The 23,563-nt window shown below is 61.1% G+C and carries 21 protein-coding genes and 1 pseudogene; 7 read left to right on the top strand and 15 right to left on the bottom strand.

What is annotated here, in order from left to right; all coding sequences use genetic code 11:
* Positions 1-210: 210 nt before the first annotated feature.
* Positions 211-969, top strand: coding sequence for a hypothetical protein (locus KGA85_RS29220; protein ID WP_223534349.1), 759 nt, complete (start codon positions 211-213; stop codon positions 967-969).
* A 59-nt stretch (positions 970-1,028) separates the two neighbouring features.
* On the opposite strand, the gene KGA85_RS31535 is transcribed toward KGA85_RS29220, so the two are convergent.
* From KGA85_RS31535 to KGA85_RS29205, 4 genes and pseudogenes are all read right to left on the bottom strand, one after another.
* Positions 1,029-1,892, bottom strand: a complete 864-nt coding sequence (locus tag KGA85_RS31535) for a methyl-accepting chemotaxis protein (RefSeq protein WP_411741669.1) — start codon at positions 1,890-1,892, stop codon at positions 1,029-1,031.
* Positions 1,890-2,114: pseudogene (locus tag KGA85_RS31530) on the bottom strand (HAMP domain-containing protein); the annotation flags it as partial. The gene KGA85_RS31535 and the pseudogene KGA85_RS31530, both read right to left, overlap by 3 nt.
* A gap of 987 nt (positions 2,115-3,101) precedes the next feature.
* Positions 3,102-4,487, bottom strand: a complete 1,386-nt coding sequence (locus KGA85_RS29210) for a PLP-dependent aminotransferase family protein (protein ID WP_223543584.1) — start codon at positions 4,485-4,487, stop codon at positions 3,102-3,104.
* A gap of 163 nt (positions 4,488-4,650) precedes the next feature.
* Positions 4,651-5,412, bottom strand: coding sequence for an SDR family oxidoreductase (locus KGA85_RS29205; protein WP_223534344.1), 762 nt, complete (start codon positions 5,410-5,412; stop codon positions 4,651-4,653).
* 236 nt (positions 5,413-5,648) lie between these two features.
* Between KGA85_RS29205 and KGA85_RS29200 the strand changes: the two genes are divergently transcribed.
* Positions 5,649-6,653, top strand: coding sequence for an NADP-dependent oxidoreductase (locus KGA85_RS29200; protein ID WP_223533594.1), 1,005 nt, complete (start codon positions 5,649-5,651; stop codon positions 6,651-6,653).
* A gap of 154 nt (positions 6,654-6,807) precedes the next feature.
* Here KGA85_RS29200 and pyrF read toward each other — a convergent pair whose 3' ends face one another.
* On the bottom strand, positions 6,808-7,506 hold the full coding sequence (gene pyrF / locus KGA85_RS29195) for an orotidine-5'-phosphate decarboxylase (RefSeq protein ID WP_223456137.1): 699 nt from the start codon (positions 7,504-7,506) through the stop codon (positions 6,808-6,810).
* A 296-nt stretch (positions 7,507-7,802) separates the two neighbouring features.
* Here pyrF and KGA85_RS29190 point away from each other — a divergent pair, with 296 nt between their 5' ends.
* Together KGA85_RS29190 and KGA85_RS29185 are read left to right on the top strand one after the other, a co-directional pair.
* Positions 7,803-8,561: a response regulator gene (locus tag KGA85_RS29190; protein ID WP_150754032.1), complete on the top strand. Its 759-nt coding sequence runs from the start codon at positions 7,803-7,805 to the stop codon at positions 8,559-8,561.
* Entirely contained in the window at positions 8,561-9,610 is a 1,050-nt protein-coding gene (locus tag KGA85_RS29185; protein WP_223534340.1) for a sensor histidine kinase, read from the top strand. The genes KGA85_RS29190 and KGA85_RS29185 overlap by 1 nt, the downstream gene beginning before the upstream one ends.
* Before the next feature lie 109 nt (positions 9,611-9,719).
* Here KGA85_RS29185 and KGA85_RS29180 read toward each other — a convergent pair whose 3' ends face one another.
* From KGA85_RS29180 to KGA85_RS29135, 10 genes are all read right to left on the bottom strand, one after another.
* A complete protein-coding gene (locus tag KGA85_RS29180) occupies positions 9,720-10,775 on the bottom strand; it encodes an AI-2E family transporter (protein WP_223456135.1) in 1,056 nt (351 codons plus the stop codon).
* Positions 10,776-10,844: 69 nt separating this feature from the next.
* Complete coding sequence (locus KGA85_RS29175) at positions 10,845-11,651, bottom strand: DUF4892 domain-containing protein (RefSeq protein WP_223456134.1); 807 nt, start codon at positions 11,649-11,651, stop codon at positions 10,845-10,847.
* A gap of 8 nt (positions 11,652-11,659) precedes the next feature.
* Positions 11,660-12,319 (bottom strand): glutathione S-transferase family protein, encoded by a 660-nt coding sequence (locus tag KGA85_RS29170; protein WP_223543583.1) that lies wholly within the window; start codon positions 12,317-12,319, stop codon positions 11,660-11,662.
* A 50-nt stretch (positions 12,320-12,369) separates the two neighbouring features.
* Positions 12,370-13,224 (bottom strand): alpha/beta hydrolase, encoded by an 855-nt coding sequence (locus KGA85_RS29165; RefSeq protein WP_150726143.1) that lies wholly within the window; start codon positions 13,222-13,224, stop codon positions 12,370-12,372.
* Positions 13,221-14,027, bottom strand: coding sequence for an alpha/beta fold hydrolase (locus KGA85_RS29160; protein ID WP_223456132.1), 807 nt, complete (start codon positions 14,025-14,027; stop codon positions 13,221-13,223). The genes KGA85_RS29165 and KGA85_RS29160 overlap by 4 nt, the downstream gene beginning before the upstream one ends.
* Positions 14,028-14,140: 113 nt before the next feature.
* A complete protein-coding gene (locus KGA85_RS29155) occupies positions 14,141-14,584 on the bottom strand; it encodes a hotdog fold thioesterase (RefSeq protein WP_008003274.1) in 444 nt (147 codons plus the stop codon).
* A 32-nt stretch (positions 14,585-14,616) separates the two neighbouring features.
* Positions 14,617-16,284 (bottom strand): AMP-binding protein, encoded by a 1,668-nt coding sequence (locus KGA85_RS29150; RefSeq protein ID WP_223456126.1) that lies wholly within the window; start codon positions 16,282-16,284, stop codon positions 14,617-14,619.
* A 199-nt stretch (positions 16,285-16,483) separates the two neighbouring features.
* Complete coding sequence (gene sixA / locus KGA85_RS29145) at positions 16,484-16,936, bottom strand: phosphohistidine phosphatase SixA (protein ID WP_223456125.1); 453 nt, start codon at positions 16,934-16,936, stop codon at positions 16,484-16,486.
* Positions 16,933-17,280, bottom strand: coding sequence for a DUF4389 domain-containing protein (locus KGA85_RS29140; RefSeq protein WP_007974561.1), 348 nt, complete (start codon positions 17,278-17,280; stop codon positions 16,933-16,935). The genes sixA and KGA85_RS29140 overlap by 4 nt, the downstream gene beginning before the upstream one ends.
* 31 nt (positions 17,281-17,311) lie before the next feature.
* A complete protein-coding gene (locus KGA85_RS29135) occupies positions 17,312-18,337 on the bottom strand; it encodes an NAD(P)H-dependent glycerol-3-phosphate dehydrogenase (protein WP_033063470.1) in 1,026 nt (341 codons plus the stop codon).
* Positions 18,338-18,532: 195 nt separating this feature from the next.
* Here KGA85_RS29135 and KGA85_RS29130 point away from each other — a divergent pair, with 195 nt between their 5' ends.
* Genes KGA85_RS29130 through KGA85_RS29120 form a run of 3 tightly spaced genes read left to right on the top strand, consistent with a single transcriptional unit; the run spans position 18,533 to position 23,488 of the window.
* The gene (locus tag KGA85_RS29130; protein ID WP_223543582.1) at positions 18,533-20,656 is read left to right on the top strand and encodes a TonB-dependent receptor plug domain-containing protein; all 2,124 of its coding nucleotides are present in this window, start codon (positions 18,533-18,535) and stop codon (positions 20,654-20,656) included.
* A 1-nt stretch (position 20,657) separates the two neighbouring features.
* Positions 20,658-21,590: an ABC transporter substrate-binding protein gene (locus tag KGA85_RS29125; protein ID WP_223456123.1), complete on the top strand. Its 933-nt coding sequence runs from the start codon at positions 20,658-20,660 to the stop codon at positions 21,588-21,590.
* Entirely contained in the window at positions 21,587-23,488 is a 1,902-nt protein-coding gene (locus tag KGA85_RS29120) for an ATP-binding protein (RefSeq protein WP_223543581.1), read from the top strand. The genes KGA85_RS29125 and KGA85_RS29120 overlap by 4 nt, the downstream gene beginning before the upstream one ends.
* Positions 23,489-23,563 lie beyond the last annotated feature (75 nt).

Below are 23,563 nucleotides of genomic sequence, written 5' to 3'. Positions count from 1 at the left end.
GCTTATATTCTGGCACCCGCCAAGACGTTATAGTCCACCCAATGATGGCCATCTGCGCATCGAGTGCCATCATTCATAGAAACGGGGCTGCGGCCGATATAAGCACAAGCATGTCCGATCCAACCCGTCGTGCGGGCCTGGGCGCTCAAATGCCAAGCAACCAGACTCGCATGCGTAACCTATAAAGAGGTCTTACCGGTGACGCCACTCATGATCACCCTGCTAGTCGTAGCCGGGATCGCCCTGTTGATCGCCATTGGCTACATGAACCATGTGGTGGAAAACAACAAGCTGGAAAAGGCCCGTACCAAGATTGAGCTCAATGATCGCCTGCGACGCTGCGGCGAAATCACCGAGACGTTCCCCGGCCAACTGATGACCCCGGCAATCAAGCTGCTGTTGGCCCGCCTGGAACTGAACGTCTGCCAGCGCCTGCTTAACCTGGAAAAATCCAGCGCCAACCTCAAGGCTCGGATCGCCGAACTGGAGGCCCTTGTCGGCCAGGGTGAATCCATCCCGGTCAACAATCCGCCAGCACCGATCCAGACCGAAGCCAAGGCCAAGGATGTACGCTTCCTGCTCGAAGCCCTGCACGGCCAGATTACCCGCGCGGCACAGGACGGCTTCTTGCCACCCAACGAAGCCAAACGCTGGATTCGTGAAGTGCGCCACATCCTCGTGCTGCTGCACATCGAGTTCTTCAACAACCTCGGCCAGCATTCCCTGCAACAGAACCAGCCCGGGCAGGCTCGCCTGGCATTCGAGCGCGGCGTGCAATACCTGCGCAAACAACAGGAACCACAGGTCTACGCCGAGCAACTGGAATACCTGGAAAAACTCCTGGCCCGCGCCAACGACCAGGTCATGGATCGCATCGCGCCGGTCGAAGGCGAGGTCAACCAGTTGACCGAAGGCCTTAAGGACGTCGAGGCCGATGCGGACTGGAAGAAAAAAGTGATCTACGACTGATCAGCGAAAACAGAAAAGCCACCGAGAGGTGGCTTTTTTTGGTCTGCCCGATGATCATTTCAAAGCCTGAAATGCCCCACCATCCCCTTCAGTTCAACCCCCAGTTGCGCCAACTGGACACTGGACGCGGCATTCCCCTGCATCGCCAGCGATGACTGATCGGCACTGGCGCGAATACTGGTGACACTGCGGTTGATCTCCTCGGCCACCGAGCTCTGTTCCTCGGCTGCCGCGGCTATCTGCTGGTTCATCTGCTGGATCAAGGATACCGCCGCGGCAATGCTCCCCAGCGCACTCTCGGTCTGCAAGGCATCGCTAACCGCCAGCTTCACCAACTCGCCACTGCTCTGGATCTGCTGCACCGACGACTGCGCCGCCAAGCGCAAGGCGCTGACCAGGCGTTCGATTTCCTCGGTCGATTGCTGGGTTCGCTTGGCCAACGCACGCACTTCATCGGCCACCACGGCAAAGCCCCTGCCCTGCTCACCGGCCCGGGCCGCCTCGATCGCCGCGTTCAATGCCAGCAGGTTGGTTTGCTCCGCCACGCTTTTGATCACACTCAACACCGTGCCGATGTTCTGGATTTCCGCGCTCAGGCTTTCGATACTCGAACTGGCCGAGGTGGCCGAGTCCGCCAACTGCTCGATCCGCGCCATGCTCTGGCGCACCACCTGCTGACCGTTTTCAACCTTGCCGTCAGCCGTTTGCGCGGCCTGGGCCGCTTCTTCCGCATTGCGCGCGACATCATGCACCGTGGCCGTCATCTGATTCATTGCGGTGGCGACCTGTTCGGTTTCCTCTTTCTGTGTGCTGACTTCGAGGTTAGTCTGTTCAGTCACCGCCGACAGCGATTGGGCGGAAGTCGCCAACTGCTCGATACCCGACTGCAAGCCGCTGACGATATGGCTGAGTCCCGCGCCCATTTGCTGCATTGCCTGCATCAACTGGCCGATTTCGTCACGGCGGGTCACGTCAATGGTCGCACTCAAATCCCCCGAGGCAATCTGCTGCGCTACCTGAATCACGCTACGCAGCGGTGCCACGATCAACCGGGTGATGAACCACGCGGCAACCAGCCCAACCAGCAAGGCCAGGGCCGAGGAGCCAATGATCAACAGCGAGTTCTTTTTCAGTTCAGCCTGCATCGCCTGGTCTTCAGCGCCATAAGCCTGATCCACCCGCTCGACCACTTGGGCAGCACGTTGATGCAATTGTTGATAGACGGTTTTTTCCTGCTCCAGCAGGCCGGTGTACTCGGTGAGCTTGTCACTGAAACTGGCGATATGGCCCATCACCTCATTGAGGACGGTCTGGTAACCCTCATCCTTGACCGTGGTCTTGAGCTGCTCGGCCTGGGCCAGTGCCTGGCTGGCCTGTTCGATCTTGCCCTGCCCCGCGCTGTCGTCGCCTTTGCGGCTTTGATCCAGACGCACGCGTGCTTCATTCATGGCTTGCAGCATCAAGCGTGAAACCTGACTGACCTGACTGGCCTGCTCGATGAATTGCGCACCGTCCTTGCCTTCGGAATCTTTCAGCGTATAGGCGCCGTCATCGGCGAGCCCGGATTGCAATACATCAAGATTATTGGCCACGCTGGACACCGACCAACTGGCCATTTCCAGCGCCAGGTCCTTGGCCTGGGTGAGCGAGACAAACTCGTCGAAGGCCTTGCGATAGGCCCCCAGGGACTGTTCGACATCGTTCATCACCGGCACGTTGGCCGCAGACGCGGCCTTGAGCTGGCCGGCCAGAGCGATCAGGCCATCGACGCCCTCGTGCAGGGCATCGACGGTTTTCGGATTGCCGTGCAAGGCGTATTCCTGCTCCAGTAGCCGCACCTTGAGCAAACCGCTGTTGAGCGATGACATTTGCTTGAGCCCGTCGAAGCGCTGGCTGATGGTTTGCAGGGACCAAACGCCAATCCCCGCCACCAGCGCCGTCAACAACAACACCAGGACAAACCCGATACCCAGTTTTTTCGCCATACCGAGGTTGGCAAAACGTCCTTGCACGGCCGAATTCATTGCACTTAGTCCCCTGCCAAAGTCTGTAGACGAAGACTCGCAACGGGCCAGTAGCAACACAAGGCTCTGGCGCCTGAATAATGGCAAAAAGCTACACCAACGTCGTTTTCAGAACGCTTGAGGTCGATCCCGGGCAGTGGCCTGAAAGAGCGCACGGGCCCGCGGGTCGCAGGCATAAGCCACGTTGATACGCTGCCAGTCACTGGTCTCACCCGAGGGGTTGAAGGCAGTCTTCGATGACAGCAGTACACCCAGACGCCGTGCCTGGGTCCGCACCTGATCGAAGTCGGACATTGGTGATCGCGCCCAGATGAACAGGCCCCCCGTCGGCTTGCCGAAAACCTCCCATTCCGCATCTTCGAGCCATTGCAACACCGCCAGCCGGCCGCTGTTCAAGCGTTGGCGCTGACGCTGCACCAGTTTGCCGTAGGCACCGTTAGCCAACAGGCAGGCCAGCACCGACTCGCAAAATCGTGAGGCGCCTATGCCACTGATCATTTTGACCTCGGCCAGACGCGTAATGACCTCGGAACCGGCCACTACGAAACCGACCCGCAAGGAACTGCTGAGGGTCTTGGAGTAGCTGCCCACGTAGATCACGTTGTCGTCCAGCGCAGCCAGTCGCATACCGGAACCGCTGTGCAGATCCGCATAAACGTCGTCTTCGATCACCTGCACGCCAAAGGTCCTGGCCAGTTGCAGCACGCGGCGCGCCACCACCGGTGCAAGGCTGCTGCCGGTCGGGTTGTGATAAAAGCTATTGATGAGCAGCCCTTGAGGCCGGTGTTTGACCAGCACCGATTCGAGCACTTCAACGTCCGGCCCGCGCGGTGTTCGCGGCACCTCGACCATGTGGATGCCGTGCAGCCTGAGCAGATCGAACAGTACCGGATAACCGGGACTCTCCACGACCACACAATCACCGGCCTTGAACAGTGTCCGCACAATCAGGTCGAGCCCCTGACTGGCACCCGCCGTGGTCATGATCCGGTTGTCCTGCACCGGGATATCCAGTTGCCTGAGGCGCTTGAGTATCTGTTGTCGCAAGGCCGGCAAACCCAGCGGCGTGCTGTAGTTGAACAGGCTGGCCGTATCGGTACGACTGACTTGCCGAATCGCGTAAATCAGATCGTCGGTCTCGCGCCAGCTTTCAGGCAGCCCGCCACAGCCCAGCCTCAACTCACTAGAACAGGGCCCGTACTCGGGCTCAGCACCCTCGAACCACGCCGGTTCATGCTTTGCACCCGCGGCCAAGGCCGGGTCGGCAACCGTATAGCCGGCCCCATTGCCTGACACCAGCATCCCCTGCGTCACCAGGCGTTCGCAGGCCTGAGCGACACTTAACTGACTGAGCAAATTGATCCGCGCGATCTGTCGCACCGAGGGCAGGCGCGTACCGGGCGATACCCCGCTGGAATGAAGCCAGCAGGTCAGCGCGTCAACAATTTGCTGTACGACGGGCACCAGCGCCTGTCGGTCGATTCTCAATTCCATGAGCAAGCAAACTCCTGTTGATTTTGCGAGAAGCAGTTAATCACAGGAGTGTTCGAAGACATGTGCGACAACGCCGCTAAAACCCTTTGTTCTAATCATTTGAAACACATTGCCCGGTCCCTTTGTGGAACCAAAAAACCTGTGGGAGCGGCGGTGCGTCGTTTTAAAACGCGGTGACGCCACCGTCCACGGCCAATGAGTGCCCCGTAGTGAACGCCGCGCCATCGCTGCACAGGTACAGCACCGCGCTGGCGATCTCTTCAACCTTGCCGATGCGACCAACCGGATGCATGGCGTTGGCGAACTCGCCTTTTTTCGGGTCGGCCTCATAAGCGCGACGGAACATATCCGTGTCGATCACCGCCGGGCACACGGCGTTGACCCGGATCTTCTTCTTGGCGTATTCAATGGCCGCCGACTTGGTCAGGCCGATCACCGCATGTTTAGAGGCTGCGTAGATGCTCATTTTCGGCGCGGCCCCGAGGCCGGCCACCGATGCCGTATTGACGATCGCGCCGCCCCCTTGCGCCAGCAGCAGCGGCAACTGGTATTTCATGCACAGCCAGACACCTTTGACGTTGACGCCCATGATCGCGTCGAACTCGTCGAGCGTGCCTTCGGCCAGTTTGCCTTTCTCGATTTCGATGCCAGCATTGTTGAAGGCATAGTCGAGGCGACCGTAAGTATTGATCACCTCCTCCATCAGATTTTTTACCTCGCTTTCCAGGGTAACGTTGCAGCGCACGAAGGTCGCTTCGCCACCGGCGGTACGAATCAGCGCCACCGTGCCCTCGCCGCCCGCCACGTTCATATCGGCCACCACTACCTTCAGGCCCTCGGCGGCAAATGCCTGGGCGGTCGCGCGGCCAATACCGGCCGCCCCGCCCGTCACCACAACTACCTGGCCGGAAAACGTCATGCTCATTGTTATGTCCTCGAAGAGAAGAAAGCGGGGAATCGCGTAGGGCCAGTCTAGCCATGGAGGTCTTGAACACGGCAGCACTATCAAGGCTCCGGTTGGGCGCCCATGAGTTGCAGTGATGGAACTCTCGTACCAACTATCACTGCACTGGATCAACCTGCATTCGCCGCATCAGCCGAACTTGCGGCATCGTCGCTGACCGGCTATCAACAAAGCTTCATTCATCTTGAGTGCCTGCCATGACCTCCCAGACCAATCGCCAATTCCTGCTCGCCAAACGTCCGGTTGGCGCGGCGACCCGTGAGACATTCACCTACCAGGAAATACCGGTCGGCGAACCGGCGGCGGGTCAGATCCTGGTTCAAAACGAATACCTGTCCCTGGACCCGGCCATGCGTGGCTGGATGAACGAGGGCAAGTCCTACATCCCGCCGGTCGGGCTCGGTGAAGTCATGCGCGCCTTGGGTGTGGGCAAAGTCATTGCGTCGAACAACCCGGGGTTCGCGGTCGGGGATTACGTCAACGGCGCCCTGGGCGTGCAGGATTTCTTCCTCGGCGAGCCGCGAGGCTTCTACAAGGTCGATCCGAAACTGGCACCGCTGCCACGTTACTTGTCCGCACTGGGCATGACCGGGATGACGGCGTACTTCGCCCTGCTCGACGTCGGCGCTCCGAAGGCCGGTGACACCGTGGTGCTGTCGGGCGCAGCCGGCGCCGTGGGCAGCATTGCCGGGCAGATCGCCAAGATCAAAGGCTGCAGGGTGGTTGGCATCGCCGGCGGCGCCGACAAGTGCAAGTTCCTGATCGATGAACTGGGTTTCGATGGTGCTATCGACTACAAGAGCGAAGACGTCCTCGCTGGTCTCAAGCGCGAGTGCCCGAAAGGCGTCGACGTGTATTTCGATAACGTGGGTGGCGACATTCTCGACGCGGTGTTGAGCCGCCTGAACATGAAGGCACGGGTGGTGATTTGCGGTGCCATCAGCCAGTACAACAACAAGGAAGCGGTCAAGGGGCCGGCCAACTACCTGTCACTGCTGGTCAACCGTGCGCGCATGGAAGGTTTTGTGGTGATGGACTACGCCGCCCAATACGCCAGCGCCGCCCAGGAAATGGCCGGCTGGATGGCCAAGGGGCAGCTCAAGAGCAAGGAAGACATCGTCGAAGGACTGGAGACCTTCCCGGAGACGCTGATGAAATTGTTCAGCGGCGAGAATTTCGGGAAGTTGGTGTTGAAGGTCTGACCCGTTATTTGAACCCCCCCCAAAACAACTGTGGGAGCGGCGGTGCGGCGATCCGACTTGCTCGCGAATGCGGTGTGCCAGACAACATCTTCGTCGACTGACACGCCCTCTTCGCGAGCAAGCCCGCTCCCACATTGGGTTGTGTGGTGTTTGATCAGGCGAGTTCGGCCACGACGTCGGCCAGCGCTTTCGCCGGATCCGCCGCCTGGCTGATCGGACGGCCGATCACCAGATAGTCGGAACCGGCATCCAGCGCCTGACGCGGCGTCAGAATGCGGCGCTGATCGTCCTGGGCGCTGCCCGCCGGACGAATCCCCGGGGTCACCAGTTGCAGCGACGGGTGCGCCGCTTTCAGCGCCTGGGCTTCCAGGGCCGAGCACACCAGGCCATCCATCCCGGCTTTTTCCGCCAGGGCGGCCAGGCGCAGCACCTGCTCCTGGGGCTCGATGTCCAGACCGATGCCTGCCAGATCTTCACGCTCCATGCTGGTAAGCACGGTCACGCCGATCAGCAGTGGTTTAGGACCAGTGCGCTGATCCAGCACTTCACGGCACGCAGCCATCATGCGCAGGCCGCCGGAGCAATGCACGTTGACCATCCACACGCCCATTTCCGCAGCCGCCTTGACGGCCATCGCGGTGGTGTTCGGGATGTCGTGGAACTTGAGGTCCAGGAACACTTCGAAACCCTTATCGCGCAGAGTGCCGACGATTTCCGAGGCGCAGCTGGTGAACAGTTCCTTGCCGACTTTGACCCGGCACAGCTTCGGGTCCAACTGATCGGCCAGCTTCAGTGCGGCGTCACGGGTAGGGAAATCCAGGGCGACGATGATAGGAGTCTGGCAGGCGGACATGAGTGGGCTCTCAGGCAAGTCGAAATCGGCGCGCATTGTAGCGGAACCAGCGCCGCTGCGGGACCCGATGATCGGTAAATCGTCGCGACGGCTCAGGCAAGACTAGCCCTTGAGGCCATTGTGTCGAGTTCGATACACACACGACACGCCCGCAACACCCTGGCCCGCTACCCTCGGCAACCGCAACAGGTCCCTACAACAGCACTTCCCGCCTCCGGGCCGGACGCCTATGCTGGAACCACAACCTCGCAGCCTATCTTTGTGGTTGGCAGCCTACCTGGCAGATGAACGCACGCATGCACAACACCCAAGCACCCGTGAACGATGACCAAAAAACGCCTGGTGACGACAAACGCTGGAGCATTCGCGCCCTGATCGTCGACGATGACGTCCCGATCCGCGAATTGATGATCGACTACCTGGCCCGGTTCAACATCCACGCCAGCGGCGTCACCGATGGCGCCGCGATGCGCCTGGCGATGCAGGCGGAGCATTTCGACGTGGTGGTGCTCGACCTGATGCTGCCCGGTGAAGACGGTCTGTCGCTGTGCCGCTGGCTGCGCGCCGAGTCGGACATCCCGATCCTGATGCTCACCGCCCGTTGCGAACCCACCGACCGGATCATCGGCCTCGAACTCGGCGCCGACGACTACATGGCCAAGCCGTTCGAGCCCCGCGAACTGGTAGCGCGGATCCAGACCATCCTGCGTCGGGTACGCGATGACCGCAGCGAACAGCGGGCGAACATTCGTTTCGACAATTGGCGCCTGAACAGCGTGCTGCGGCAACTGATTGCTGACGATGGCCTGGTGGTGCCGCTGTCCAACGCCGAATTCCGCCTGCTCTGGGTGTTTATCGAACGTCCGCGCCGCGTGCTCAGCCGGGAACAACTGCTGGACGCCGCTCGCGGTCGCTCGATCGAAGCCTTTGACCGCAGCATCGACCTGCTGGTGTCGCGCCTGCGCCAGAAGCTCGGCGACGACCCCAAGGCTCCGCAGTTGATCAAGACCGTTCGCGGTGAGGGTTACCTGTTCGATGCCCGAGACATAGGCTGATGCGCGGGCGCTTCGATACGCTGTTCGGCCGCCTGTTTGGCGTGCTGTTGCTGGCGATTATCCTCGCGCACCTGCTGGCCTTTGCCTGGTTTCACCATTACGGCCCGCCGCCACCGCCGCCTCCACCGGAGTTTTCCGAAGGCCTGGACGGGCCACACCCGCCACTAGACCCACGTTTCGAGAAACGGCCGCCTCGACCGTGGTTTGGCGGTCCGTTGGTGCCCCTGACGTTTCAATTGGTCTCGCTGATCATTGCCGCCTGGTACGGCGCCAAGCTGCTGAGCCGGCCGATCCAGCGCCTGAGCGACGCGGCCGAGCGCTTGAGCGAAGACCTCGACAGCCCGCCACTGGATGAGTCGGGACCACGGGAAGCGCGGCAAGCGGCGCACACGTTCAACAAAATGCAGCGCCGCATCCTGGAACAGGTCAAGCAGCGCTCGCGCATGCTCGGCGCCGTGTCCCACGACCTGCGCACGCCGCTGTCGCGGCTCAAGCTGCGGCTGGAGAAAATCGACGACGACAAGCTGCAAGGCCAGATGCGCCAGGATCTCGACGACATGATCAGCATGCTCGACGCCACCCTCACCTACCTGCATGAACAGCGCACCAGCGAAGCCCCGCAGTGGATGGACGTGCAGGCGTTGGTGGAGTCCCTGAGTGAAAATGCCCAGGACCAGGGTGCGAACGTCCAGGCCAGCGGTCACTGCGCTCCCTTGCAGGTGCAGCCGATGGCCTTGCGCTCTTGCATCAACAACCTGATGGACAATGCCCTGCGCTACGCCGGACAGGCGCTGATTACCCTGCAAGACCATCGTGAACAACTGGTGATTCGGGTCATCGATCATGGCCCGGGCATCGCCGCTGAACAACGCGAAGCGGTGTTCGAACCCTTCTTTCGCCTTGAAGGCTCGCGCAATCGCAATTCCGGCGGCGTTGGCCTGGGCATGACCATTGCCCGCGAGGCCGCGCAACGAATGGGCGGGCAACTGACACTGGAAGAAACCCCGGGCGGCGGCCTGACGGCGGTGATTCGCCTGCCGCGCACCTGAAAGCCACACCAGCCCTTTGTGGGAGTGAGCCTGCTAGCGATGAGGCCCTGTGCCGCAACAAAAAGCCCACTGACCCTCAGGGGTTCAGTGGGCTACGGACACTGGAACTTCAGGGCCGGCGATCTTCAACCCGCGCCTGAGTCTTGCTCCAGTCGATCAACAGGCTGTAGGCCACCGCCAGCAATGTCGGGCCAATGAACAGGCCGATAAAGCCAAAGGCAATCAACCCGCCAAACACCCCAAGCAGCACAATGACCAGCGGCAGATTACCGCCGCGGCTGATCAGGTACGGCTTGAGCACGTTGTCGACACCGCTGATGACGAATGTGCCCCAGATGCCGAGGAATATGGCCATCCCGTACTCGCCTTTCCAGGCCAGCCACGCGGTCGCCGGAATCCACACCAGCGGCGGGCCCATCGGGATCAGGCTGAGCATGAACGTCACGATGCCAAGCACCAGCGCACCCGGTACGCCGGCAATCAGGAACCCGATCAGCGCCAGGATCGCCTGGGCCGCCGCCGTGCCGATCACACCGTTCACCACCCGCTGTACCGTGCCCGCTACCAGTTCAATGTAGTAGCCGGCCCGCTGACCGATCAGCCGCTCCAGCAACGTGTGTACAAACGCCGCCAGACGCGGCCCGTCACGATAGAAAAAGAACACGAAGACGATGCTCAGGGTCAGCTCGAGAATACCGCCGCCGATCTGCGCGCTGCGCGCCAGCAACCAGTTACCCACCTGTCCCAGGTAAGGCTTGAGCGACACCATCATCGCCGCGCCCTGCTCATCGATGCTGTTCCAGATGCCTACCAGCCGCTCGCCCACAAAAGGAATCGAACCCAGCCACACCGGTGCTTCGGGTAGCCCCTCGACCTGCGCATCCTTGATGAATGCCGTGGCATCGCGCACATGATCGGCAAGGTTGAAACCCAGCCACACCAGCGGTGCCGCTACCAGCACCATCCAGCCCAGCGTCAGCAATGCCGCCGCCAGCGACTCACGACCATTGAGCCAACGGGTCAACAAGCGCATCAGCGGCCAACTGGCAAATGCCAGGACCGCGCCCCAGAACATCGCCGACCAGAACGGCGCCATCACCCAGAAGCTCGCGCCGAACAACACCACGAGCAGGATCTGCACCAACAGGCGATCGTTATTGATCATCAAAAGTCTCGAAAAAGTCAGTCAGCAAAAGAGTAGGCGAACGCAGCATGCACGTTCGCCCGGTACAGCCTAGCGCAATAGCTCGATGTGCAGGCCAGAGCCCTCGGCACTGCCGGTTTCCATCCGCGCGGCACGCACGCCCTGGCTAATCAGTGCCTGACGCCAGGCTTCGGCGTTAGCTCCGGAAATGCTGACCCTCAAGGTGGTGTCCAGATTCAGTCCGCGAGAAATCAGGCGTAGCCAGGTCTCGTCAGGTGCGCTGTTCAACGTGGGAAAATCGAGCTCGCCGGTGCTCTTGAGTTCACGCAGCAAGGTCGCGGAGGTCGGCAACAACTCGCCCAGCGGTGCCGAAGCGTCGAACTGCTCGACATGCAAGTAGGCTTTGCGATTACCCCGGGTGATGCTGTACAGCGCTACCAGCGTGTTGTCCCGTGGAGCGGCAAGTCGCAGCAGCAAATAGGCTTGTTGATCGTCGGCGCCGTACAGCTTGGCGTTACCGAAGACTTCATTGGCCCAGAGGCTGCTTTCGCCGCAATCGCGCGCCTGGCACCAAAAGAGCAACCCGGCGTCCTGCTGCTGCAAGGCCTCGCGGGCAGCGGTGAACGCCTCGATGGATGAATGCTCCGGTGGCAACTCGTAGGTCACCGAAGTGACGTTGCCGCGCGCACTGACCTGGCCGTCGAAACGTAACTGGCCACTGATTTTACGGATCGAGCCCAACGGGTAGATCCGCTCCAGCTCGACGGCGGGGCGATAGTCGACAATCTGGGCGTCGGTCATGCGCGGCACTATCGGCAGGTCCTGACTGCCCGGAATATCAGCGGCGAATAACAAGGGACTGAAACTGCACAGCACCAGCAAACTGAATGAACGCATGGATAGACTCATCGGATCAGCATGGCCTGGGCGCCCTTGATAATACTGGCTTCATCGGCGCGTATCGGTACCTGCAGACCACGCTGCACAGCCGGCCGGACCTCCAGGGTTGCCATCCAGCGTTGCAGCGCCGTCAAGCCCTCCACCGAGACGCCCGACCACTCATAACCGCGCACCCAGGGAAAGGTGGCGATGTCGGCAATGCTGTACTGATCGGCGAGGAACTCCACGCTTTGCAACCGAGTGTCGAGCACTTCGTAGAGGCGGCGGGTTTCATGCTGGTAGCGGTCGATGGCGCCCTGGAGTTTTTCCGGAAAGTAGCGGAAGAACACGTTGGCCTGACCCTGCATCGGGCCGATGCCCCCCATCTGGAACATCAGCCACTGCAATACCAGCGAACGTCCCTTCGGATCGGAAGGCATCAGTTTGCCGGTCTGTTCAGCGAGGTAAATCAGGATGGCGCCAGATTCGAACACGGCGAAATCGCCGTTGGCGCGGTCGACAATCGCCGGAATCCGGCCATTGGGGTTGATCTTGAGGAAGTCCGCGGACTTCTGCTCCTTTTTGTCGAAACTCAAGGCATGCACCGTGTAAGGCAGGCCGAGTTCCTCGAGCACGATAGAGACCTTGTGGCCATTCGGGGTCGCAGCGGTGTAGAGATCTATCATGGTTGTCTCCCTTTTCAACCCACCAAGCCTCGACAGTTGCCCGGCGCAAGTCAAGGAATGGCGAAAAACCGATTGAAACAGTCTGCGACAAGATCGGCACCGGACTCGTCATTCAGGTGCAAATGGTGGCCGCCTGGCAGCTGTTCCCGGCTAAAGGGTAGACGCTCCAGCAATTCCGGGTGTTTGGCGAGCATGCCGTCGGCGGCAACCACCAGTGTTGCAGGACACTTGATCCGCTGGACGAAGGCCATGGCCTGTTCAGTTGTAAGACGTAGCGGCGATGGCAGTGTGAGTCGATTGTCGGTGCGCCAGGTGTAACCGCCCGGCACCGGCATCAGACCACGCTGTGCCAGCAGTTCAGCGGCCTCGCGGCTGACCGCCACCAGGCCCTTCATTCGCGCTTCGATGGCACGGTCGAGGGTGTCGTAGACCGGTTTGCGCTTTTCCCGCAGATCCAGTTGCGCTTGCAGGGCCATGCCCATGCGCTCGGCAGCGTTTTCACCTTTGTCTGTAGGAGGAATGATGCCGTCGATCAACGCCAGGTGGGTGACCCGTTCGGGCATCGACCCGGCGATGATCAACGAAGCAATGGCGCCCATCGAATGCCCCATCAACGCAAATTTGCGCAGTCCAAGCTGTTCGGCGACTTGCAGCACATCGTGGGCATAGTCCCACATGGCGTAACCGGCTCCCGGCGGGCGATGCCCGGAATGACCGTGACCGGCCATGTCCAGTGCGATGATGCGCAGGCCTTTGAGTTTGGGTGCCAGACGGGCAAAGCTGTTGGCGTTGTCCAGCCAGCCATGCAGGGCAATCACCGGCAAACCGTCTTCGGGACCGAACAGGTGCGCCGCCAGTTCGATGTGCGGCAGGCTCAGGCGGACCTCTTCGACGACGTGGTTCATGCGCAATCCTGTTGACGACGGCCGTCCCAGCGGTAGAACAGGCCTTTGAGCATGTCAGCGGTATCAAGGGGGCGTTCGAGCGGAAACATGTGGCCGCCGGGCATGGTCAACGACTCGCCCAGCGGCAGGCGGTCGACCGAACTGGCGTGATGGCGCATCACAACGCGGCTGTTGTGACCGCGAACCACCGCCAGCGGTACTTGCAACTGCCGGGTGCTGCCCGGGCTGGTGTGCGGCACGCCGCGATAGATGCTGATTTCCGTGGCCGGGTCGAACCGCAGGCGCAGCTTGTCGCCGACCTGATGCAAGCCATGTTGCAGGTAGGCATCGAAGCATTCCGGGTCGAAGCCGCGAAACAGGGTTTTGCCGGCGAAATACTTTCGGGCGCTTTCCTGGTCGGCGAACTCTTCACGGCGGCCCAAAGTACGCCCGGCCGGCGTCAAGCGGTCGATGAAACCGAAGCGTTTGGCCGCCCGTATGACCCATTGGTCGGTTCGAGTCAGTACAGGCGAGTCGAGCATCACCACCCCGCGATACAACTCGGGGCAGCGCAGGGCCGCATGCAGGTGCAACACGCCACCGAAGGAATGACCGACGCCCCACACAGGCTCAGCCTGTTGTTGCAGGTGATGGATCAGCTCATCCACCAGGTTGTACCAGTTGTCGTCCGCCGGGAAACGCGGATCGTGGGCGTGCTGCTCCAGATGTGTCACCTGAAACTCGGGTGCCAGCGCCGCAAACAACTTGCCGTAGGTTCCCGAAGGAAAACCATTGGCGTGGGCGAAAAAGATCTGTTGCGACATACCTGCAATTCCATGAGCGTGAACAGGCGTTGATTGTCCGCAAGACCGCGTCCTACAGCAATGACCGTAACTGACAGGAATGATGACAGTCCGGTCAAAGCTATGGCTTTGGTTCAACGTGCCGGCGGATTCTCCCCCAACGGCACCACCGCCATGGTCAGTCGCGACACGCAACTGGCCTTGCCTTCATCGCTGGTCAGCCGAATGTCCCAGACATGGGTCGTGCGGCCGATGTGGATCGGCTTGGCCACCGCCGTCACCCGCCCGCTGCGCAGGCCGCGCAAATGGTTGGCGTTGATTTCCAGGCCCACGCAATAGAACTTGCTGGCATCGATGCACAGGTAGCTGGCCATTGAGCCGACCGATTCGGCCAGCACCACCGAGGCACCGCCATGCAGCAAGCCGTAGGGCTGATGGGTGCGGTGATCGACGACCATGCTGGCGGTCAGGGACTCGTCGTCGAAGGCTTCGAAACGGATGTCCAGCACTTCGCCAATGGTGTTTTTCTGGATTGCGTTCAACTGCTCGATGTTGGGAGTGGTGCGCCACAGGCTCATCGCAGGGTTTCCTTGTTGGTTTTGTTGCTGAATCAATCCTGCCACAGCACCGCTTCGCTGCGCTCGCTCCATTCCTCAAAGCGCTCACCGTAGGCCGCTTCGATCACGTTGCGCTTGATCTTCAGGGTCGGGGTGAGAAAGCCGTTTTCCACGGCCCAACTGTCCTTGACCACCACCAGGCGCCGCAGTTGTTCATGTTTGTCGAGGGCAGCATTGACCTCTTCCAGCAGTTTTTCCAGGCTCGAATGCAGGCCGGCGCGCGCGGCCCCGCCGGCATCCTGCTGGCCGACCGCCGACAACACGCACAAACCCAGCGGCGCACTCAAGCCATCGCCCACCACGCAGACCTGTTCGATGCGCGAATGCACGGCCAGGCGATTTTCAATCGGTGCCGGAGCCACGTATTTGCCTTTGCTGGTCTTGAAGATTTCCTTCAGGCGCCCGGTCAGGCGCAGATTGCCTTCGGCGTCCTCCTCGCCCTTGTCGCCGGTGCGCAGGAAGCCGTCCTCGGTAATGGTGTCGGCGGTTTTTTGCGGTTCCTTGTAATACCCGAGCATGGTCGCACCACTGCGCACCATGACCTCCCCCGTCTCGGCGATCCGCACTTCGACTTCCGGGCACGGTTTGCCAATCCAGCCCGGTTTGTTCTGGCCCGGTGTGCAAATGTGGGAGTAACCGCAACTCTCGGTCATGCCATAGACCTCCAGCACATCCAGTCCCAGTTTGCGGTACCACTGCAACAAGGTCTGCGGCACCGGAGCTGCGCCGGACAACGCGATGCGCAACGCATCCAGCCCCAACCCGGCGAGGACTTTATGCCCGACCCGTTTGCCGATGATCGGCAGGCCGAGCAGAAAGTCGAGACGTTTTGCCGGGATCTTGCTGTACACACCCATCTGGAATTTGGTCCAGATACGCGGCACGCCAAACAGTGCGGTCGGGCGCGCACGCTGCAGATCGGTGAGGAAGGTATCCAGGCTCTCGGCGAAAAACACCGTTTGGCCGGTATAGATCGACGCCAGTTCGACGAACATCCGCTCGGCAACGTGGCACAGAGGCAGGTAGGACAACAACCGGTCCGACTCGTTGAGGCCGAACAACGCAGTGCCGCGTGTGGTGGCGAACCCCAGATTGCCGAAGCTGTGCATTACGCCCTTTGGCATGCCCGTGGTGCCGGACGTGTAAATGATGGTCGCCAGTTGATCGGCGGCAGGTTTCGGATCGTCCTGGATCGGCGAGCTGAGTTGCAAGTCGGCCCAGCTGAAATCGAACGTACCCGACGGATGCAGCGGCAGGCTGATGGTCGGCAGGTCAGGGCTGATGCCACGGGACATGCCCGGCCAGTCGTCGAGCTTGCCGATGAATGCCAGCGCCGCTTCCGAATGTTCGAGTACCTGGGCAACGGTCTCGGCGGTGAGGTTGGGGTATAACGGCACCGACACATGCCCGGCCATCCAGATCGCCAGGTCGGCAATGATCCAGTGCGCACAGTTCTTCGAGATCAGGGCGATATGGCTGCCCTGCGGCAGTTCCCGCGCTCGCAACCAATGGGCCGCGCAACGGGCCTGGTGGCCGACGTCCGCCCAGGTCAAGGTCTCGACCTGGCCGCCTCCGACAGGCTGGACCAGAAAGCGCTGACGGGGATGACGGGCCTCACGCTCGTAGAAAACGTCCAGTGGCAAACGAAAAGCAGCAGACATGCGACTCGCTCCTGTGATTTTGGTCTGGAGCAAGCGTAGCCAACCAAGCAAGTGCTTGGTTGACTATTTCATACAAAACTTTTCGGTTTATGACGTACCTGTGGGAGCGTGGCTTGCCCGCGATGCAGGCGCCGCGGTTTATCAGGTAAACCGAGTCGACGCCTTCGCGGGCAAGCCACGCGCCCACAGAAAAGCGGTGTTAAGGGTGCTTGATGCTGTCGAGCTTCATCGACCCGATCAGCAACTCATCGCCCTTGAGTTCGGCCAACCCGGCGGTGCTGACTTTTTCCGGCGGATGCCCGGCACCATGTTGCAGGTAACTCAACAAATGCCCTACCAGCGGGTTGTGGCTGACCAAAAGGACGTTGCTCACCGATACCAGTTGCTCGGCCACTTTGTCCGGGTCGGTTTCCGGGGTCAGCCAATCTACGGTGCGGATCTCGGGCTCGAAGCCCAACGCCTCGCGGACCAGTTGCGCCGTCTGCTGTGCACGCAGGTAGGGGCTGGCATAGATCGCCGTCAGCGGCTGGCCCATCAACCGCGCCGCGCTGCTCAACACCTCCTTGCGGCCGTGGTCGGTCAGTGCCCGTTCGGAATCGGGTCGCGTGCCGTAAGGCTCGGCTTCACCATGACGCAATACCCAGAGTTTCATAGCTTGGGTTCCTCATCTCGGGCCGGATGCGGTGCCGGTGCCACGACATGCGGCGCCTCACCTTCCGGTGTACGCGGCGTCGGCCAGTCGGCGAACGGCCAGGGCTTCTGGTCGCTGTGAAAGCTGCCGAAACGACCGATCTGCGCCAGAAACTGGCTCAGGCTGTCGCCGAAATTCATCAAGCTGGCGCTTGGGGCGCCATAGAACAAACGATAGATCAACTGCACCAGCACGACAGCGCCGAGGATGAACTGCGCCACTTGCCACACCAGCACGAAGACGATCATCCACAGCACCCGCAGCAGGATGGACTCGTACTTGGCTTCTACTTTTGGATCGTTCATGCGCAACTCCCTGCTTTTCTGGTAAGCGTGATTAGTTGAAACCACTGGTGGAAATAAAGTCGACGTCGGTTTTCGGCTCGCCACGCATTAACAGAGCGATGACCTGCTCCAGCGTGCGGCCTTCGAACAGGATCGCGTGCAGCCCGGCGACCAGCGGCATGTACACGCCAACCTCCTGAGCCTTGGCCTTGAGCACCTTAAGGGTGTTGACCCCTTCGGCGACTTCGCCCAGGCGTGTGACGGCCTCGTCCAGGCTCAGGCCCTGGCCGAGGGCGAAGCCGACCTGATAGTTGCGGCTCTTGGGTGACGAACAGGTCACGATCAGATCGCCCACGCCCGCCAGCCCCAGGAAGGTCATCGGGTTGGCGCCCTGATTCACCGCAAAGCGGGTCATTTCCGCCAATGCCCGGGTGATCAGCATGCTCTTGGTATTTTCGCCCATGCCCAGCGCCACCGCCATGCCGGCGATGATCGCGTAGACGTTTTTCAACGCCCCGCCCAACTCCACGCCGAAACGGTCGGCGCTGGCGTACACACGAAAGGTACGGCCGTGCAGTGCGGCCTGAACCTGCTGGCAGAGCTCTTCGTCTTCACTGGCAACCACCGTGGCAGTCAGTGCATGTTCGGCGATTTCACGGGCAAGGTTAGGCCCGGACAGGACGCCGATGCGCGCCTGCGGGGCGATCTCTTCGAGGATCTCGCTCATCAACTTGAACGTGTGGGCTTCGATGCCTTTGGTCAGGCTGACCAGCAATTTGCCGGTCAAGCGTTCTGCGTGCGGCACCAGCACCGAGCGCAGCGCGCTGGAGGGCAATGCGACGAAACACAGGTCGCAGGCGTCCAGGGTGGCTTGCAGGTCGGTGACCGGCGTGACGCCGGGCAGAATCTTGATGCCTTTGAGGTAACGCGGGTTCTCGCGATTGACCCGAATGGCCTCGGCCTGTTCGGGGTCACGCATCCACTGAAGAACCTGATGCCCGTTCTCGGCCAGCAGATTAGCCACGGCGGTTCCAAAACTTCCGCCTCCCAGGACCGCAATCGGGCGCTGTTCAGTCATATGCAATCCGTTAATCCATACCAGTGGCGATGTCAGCATTATACGGGGCAGCCCATCGGCGGCCAGCCCCGGCATCAAATACCTGCACCCGTAGGAAGAAGACCAATAAAACCGAGGAAAATGCAGACATCGTGAATGGAAAAGTCACTCAGCTCGGTTAACATGCGCGCCATCAATCACTGACAGGGATGTGTTGTGTCTCCGGGCTCCCCTTCACCGCATTCGCCTCTGGTACTGGCGCTGATTTTCAGCTCGCCAGTGCTGGCCGACGACTTGTTCCTGGACAGCGAACCGCTGCCGCAAGTGCTCACCGCCACGCGCCTGAAGCAGTCGCCGGCGGCCGTGCCGGGAAGCATGACGGTGATCGACAGCGCCCTGATCCATGCCAGCGGTGCCCGCGACATCAGCGAACTGCTGCGCCTGGTGCCGGGGATGATGGTTGGCAACATCAGTGGCAACCAGGCGGCGGTGAACTACCACGGCACCAACGCGACGCAAGCGCGGCGCATGCAAGTGCTGATCGACGGGCGCTCGGTGTATCGCGCCGGCCTGGCCACCGTCGACTGGAGCGACATTCCGGTGGCCATGGAAGACATCGAGCGCATCGAAGTCTTTCGCGGGCCGAATACTGTCAGCTACGGCGCCAATGCCCTGATGGCGGTGGTCAACATCATTACCCTGCGGCCGGCCGACAGTCACGGTACGCGCGTGAAGGTCACCCAGGGCCAGCGCGGCATCAACGACTTTTACGCCAGCCAGGGCACGGGCTGGGAGGATGGTGACTTGCGCCTGTCCCTGTCTGGCCAGCAAGACGATGGCTTCGACACCGACCGAACCGGCGCGGACTACCATGACAGTCGTCGCCTCGATCGCTTTAACCTCGCCGTCAGCCAGAGCCTTGACGAACGGCAAAGCCTCGATTGGCAATTGAATGCCAAGGACGGCACCAACCAGCGACCCTATACCTACCGCCCGGTGTTCTCGGGGATTACCCGTGCGGGTGACAATTCTGACGTCACCGCCAAGGACTACGCCGGGTCATTGCGCTGGAATCTGGACGTCAATCCCGACCACAGCCTTTATATCCAGGGTTCGGCGCAACACTGGGATCGCCAGCAAACCTGGCGCGCCTGCGACGCAGAAATTTCGTTCAGCCCGCAACTGACCGAACTCTGGCAATTGAACCCGAACTACACCGAGCGCCTGGCCCGCAACATCACGCGTTTCATCGGTCCTGGTGCGCCGGCCGGCACACCCGCCGAGCAGACGCTGGCCAACCAGGTGCTCGATCAATGGCGCAACGGCGCGAGCCAGACCGTTTGCGGCGACATCGACCAGAGCACCCGGGAATCGCGCTACGACCTCGAACTGCAGGACACCCTGAGCCTTGCCGATAACCTGCGGCTGGTCAGCGGGATGAACTATCGTTACGACCGGGCGGATTCCGAGACCTACTTCAATGGCACTCTAGATGACACGATCTGGCGGGCGTTCGGCCAGTTCGAGTGGCGTGCCACCGAACACTGGCTGCTGCAAGGCGGTGCCATGTTCGAGGACAGCCGGTTGACCGGCAGCTCGCTGACACCCCGCATGGCGGTCAACTACCTGATCAATCCGCGCCACGGCCTGCGTGCGGTTTACTCCGAGGCCATCCGTTCGCCGGACATGTTCGAGAACAACGTCAACTGGAGTTATCAGGTCACCAACCTCAGACCCGGTGCCTTTGGCCAGTCCAGCGCCCGCTATTTCGTCAAGACCCGTGGCCCCGGCGACCTCGATCAAGAGCGCATGCGCTCCCGGGAGCTGGGCTACAACGGTTATTTTCCCGAACCTGGGCTGGCGCTCGACGTGAAGCTGTTCGACGACGAAATCACCGGCATGATCAGTGAACCCCTGCGCAACAATCAGTACATCGCCAGCAACGCCAACAAAGCGCGTTTTACGGGAGCCGAAACCCAACTCGACTGGCGTGTCGGCAGCCTCGATCGCCTGCGATTGATCTATGCCTACGTCGATGCCGACGCCAGCAACCCGCTGGATGCCAGACAGACTGCAAGCAACAGTGGTTCGGCCGGATGGCTGCGGGATTGGGGCCAAGGCTGGAACAGTGCGCTTTTCTATTATGGCGATGACACACTCAACGGCTACCGCTTCGAACGGGTCGATGCGCGCCTCGCCAAACGTATCGCCTTGGGCAAGGCCAGCCTGGAACTGGCCGGAGTGCTCCAGCAACGGCTGGACAATCAGCCAACCACCTTCATCGACAATAATTATGACCAGCGCCGCGTGATGTATTTCAGCACAGAGCTGGAGCTTTAAGATGCCGTATCGTCCAGCCTGCAGAATGCCGACCCTGGGCCGGCTGCTGGCAGGACTTTGCCTGTTGCTAAGCGGCCTGCTGGGCAGCCTGGCGAGTAACGCGGCCGACATTTTGCTCACGGGGGCCGAAGACAGCCCCGGTGTGCGGGCGTTTACCCAGGCCCTGAGCGAGTTGCGCCCGCGCGATACCGTACGATTCCAGACACTGGCCAGTTTGCCGATACCGGACAAACTGCCAGAAAACATCCGCTTGATACTCCTCGACCTGCCCAGCCTCGACTGGCGCCTGCAAAACGCCCAGGGCCCGGCGACACTGGTGTTGCGCATCAGCCGCCTGCAAGCCCGGCATCGCTTGAACAACACCCTGCCTGCGCGTCTTTCCCTGCTATGGAGCGATCCACCACTGGACCGCCAATTGCGCCTGACCCGCACCCTGTTGCCCCAAGCCAAACGCATCGGCGTGCTCTACGACACCCACAGTGAATTCCTCTTGAATGAGCTGCGTCAGGCCGCCCTCCCCTTGGGTCTGGAAGTGGTCACCCAGCGCTGGGACAACATTCATGACAGTCGTCCATTACAGGCCCTGCTGAATAACAGCGACGTGTTGCTGGGCCTGGACGATGCCGACCTGTACAACCCGCAAACCGCAAAGAACCTGCTGCTGAGCAGCTACTCACGGCAAATGGCGCTGATCGGACCCAACGCAGGTTTCGTCAAGGCCGGAAGCCTGGCTAGCACCTACAGCGATCAGAGCGACTGGCTGGCGATCCTCGACGAATTGCTCGACCGGCCACCGGCCACCTGGCCGCGCACGCACTATCCCCATCGATTCAAAGTCGCGAGCAATCCGCAGGTGGCGCGTTCATTGGGTATCGAAGAGATAAACGACGCGTCAGTCGCCACACTGCTGGCAGAAGGAGAACGCCGCCCATGAACCTGCGCCGTCGCTGGGACATCAACACTCGCACCCAACTCATCAGCCTCGGCCCTGCTCTGCTGCTGACCTTGTTGCTGATCAGCTTCTTCACGTTCGTGCGCATCCAGGATCTGCGCCAGGAAATCACCCACACCGGCCAATTGATCGCCAATCAACTGGCTCCGGCCACCGAGTACGGAGTGATTTCGGGCAACATCGAAGTGCTCGAAACTTTGCTCAAGGCCACGCTGGCCACGCCCAACGTGAGCTTTCTGGAAATCCAGGACAGTGCCAGCCGGGTTCTGGTGTACGTCGAACAACCGAGCGAACACCACAATCGCGCGCAACAGCTCGAAGTGTTCCAGGCACCGATACGGCTCCAGCGCATCGCGTTGCACAACGATTTTTTCCAGAGCAGCAAAACCGCCAGCGCGGCCCCCACCGAAGACTATCTCGGCCGGGTGATCGTCGGGCTGTCCAACGATGCCTTCAGCCGGCGCCAGCAGGAAATCGTGCTCAAAGCCGCCATTCTGGCACTGTTTGCCCTGCTGTTTACCTTCTTCGTGGCCCGGCGTCTGGCGGGCAGCCTGTCGCGACCGATCCGTGATATCGGCAATGCGGTCAAGGCGATCCAGAACGGCGACTACAAAACACCGCTGCCGATTGTTGACGACACCGAGCTGGGGGCGCTGTCGCAACACATCAACAACCTCGCCAGCGGTCTCGAGCAGGCCAGCCGCGAACAGCATCAGGCCATGGCGCAGTTGATCCAGACCCGCGAAGAAGCGGAAAAGGCCAACAATGCCAAATCCGACTTCCTCGCCATGATGAGCCATGAACTGCGCACGCCAATGAATGGCGTACTGGGCATGCTGCAGTTGCTGGAAACCACCGACATGACCGAGGAACAGTTGGAGTACGCGGCGCTGGCCTCGGAATCCACCGAGCACTTGCTCAAGGTCATCAACGACATCCTGGATTTCTCGCGGATCGAACGTTCGGAGCTGGAACTGGAGCACATTGCGTTCAACCTCGTCGAACTGATCGGCAGTTGCGCCCAGTCATTCCAGCACAGCGCCGCACAACGCGGTCTCGACCTGCAACTGATGATCCCCGATGACATGCGCGGACTGCAGGTCAAGGGCGACCCGACGCGTATCCGGCAGATACTGGTCAACCTGATCGGCAATGCGCTGAAGTTCACCGAACATGGCCGCGTCACCATCGAGGCGCAGTGGCAGTCGCTGGACCACGAGTTGCTGTGGTTCACCTGCACCGTGCGCGACAGTGGCATCGGTATCCCGGCGCAAAGCCTGGAATTGATGTTCAACGCTTTCCAGCAGGCCGACAGCTCCATTTCAAGGCGCTACGGCGGCACGGGGCTGGGCCTGCCGATTGCCCGTACCCTCGCCGAACGCATGGGTGGCACCTTGCGCGCGCAGAGTGAGGAAGGCCGCGGTTCGGTATTCACTCTGGAAATTCCCCTGGCGCTGCACCAGCAGGCGCAGCCACTGTTGCCCCCGCGCACGCAAACCGGCAACAGCAGCGGCGAAGGGCGCAATGTGCTGCTGGTCGAAGACAACCCGGTCAACCAGACAGTCATCGAAGCCATGTTGCGCAGCCTGGGTTTCAAGGTCAGTGTCGCCGCCGACGGCGCGCAGGCGGTACGCAGTGCCGAGAGCCTGATTTTCGAAGCGATCCTGATGGATTGCCGCTTGCCGATCATCGATGGCTATGCAGCCACCCGACAAATCCGCAAGCTACCCGGGTGTACCGACCTGCCGATCATCGCCCTGACCGCCAACGCTTTGCAGGGTGATCGCGAAGCCTGTCTGTCGGCGGGGATGAACGATTACCTGGCCAAGCCGTTCAAACGGACTGATCTGCAGCAAATTCTGCAGCGATGGGTGCAGTAGTACAGGCCTTTCGAGCATCTGCGACTGGCGTGAAAGGCGAAAGTGCGGCAGTCTTAGGCACCCGAACAAGCCCGA

It is taken from the genome of Pseudomonas sp. GL-B-12 (assembly GCF_019955895.1).
Lineage (GTDB): Bacteria > Pseudomonadota > Gammaproteobacteria > Pseudomonadales > Pseudomonadaceae > Aquipseudomonas.
This window is presented reverse-complemented; position numbering and strand designations above follow the sequence as displayed.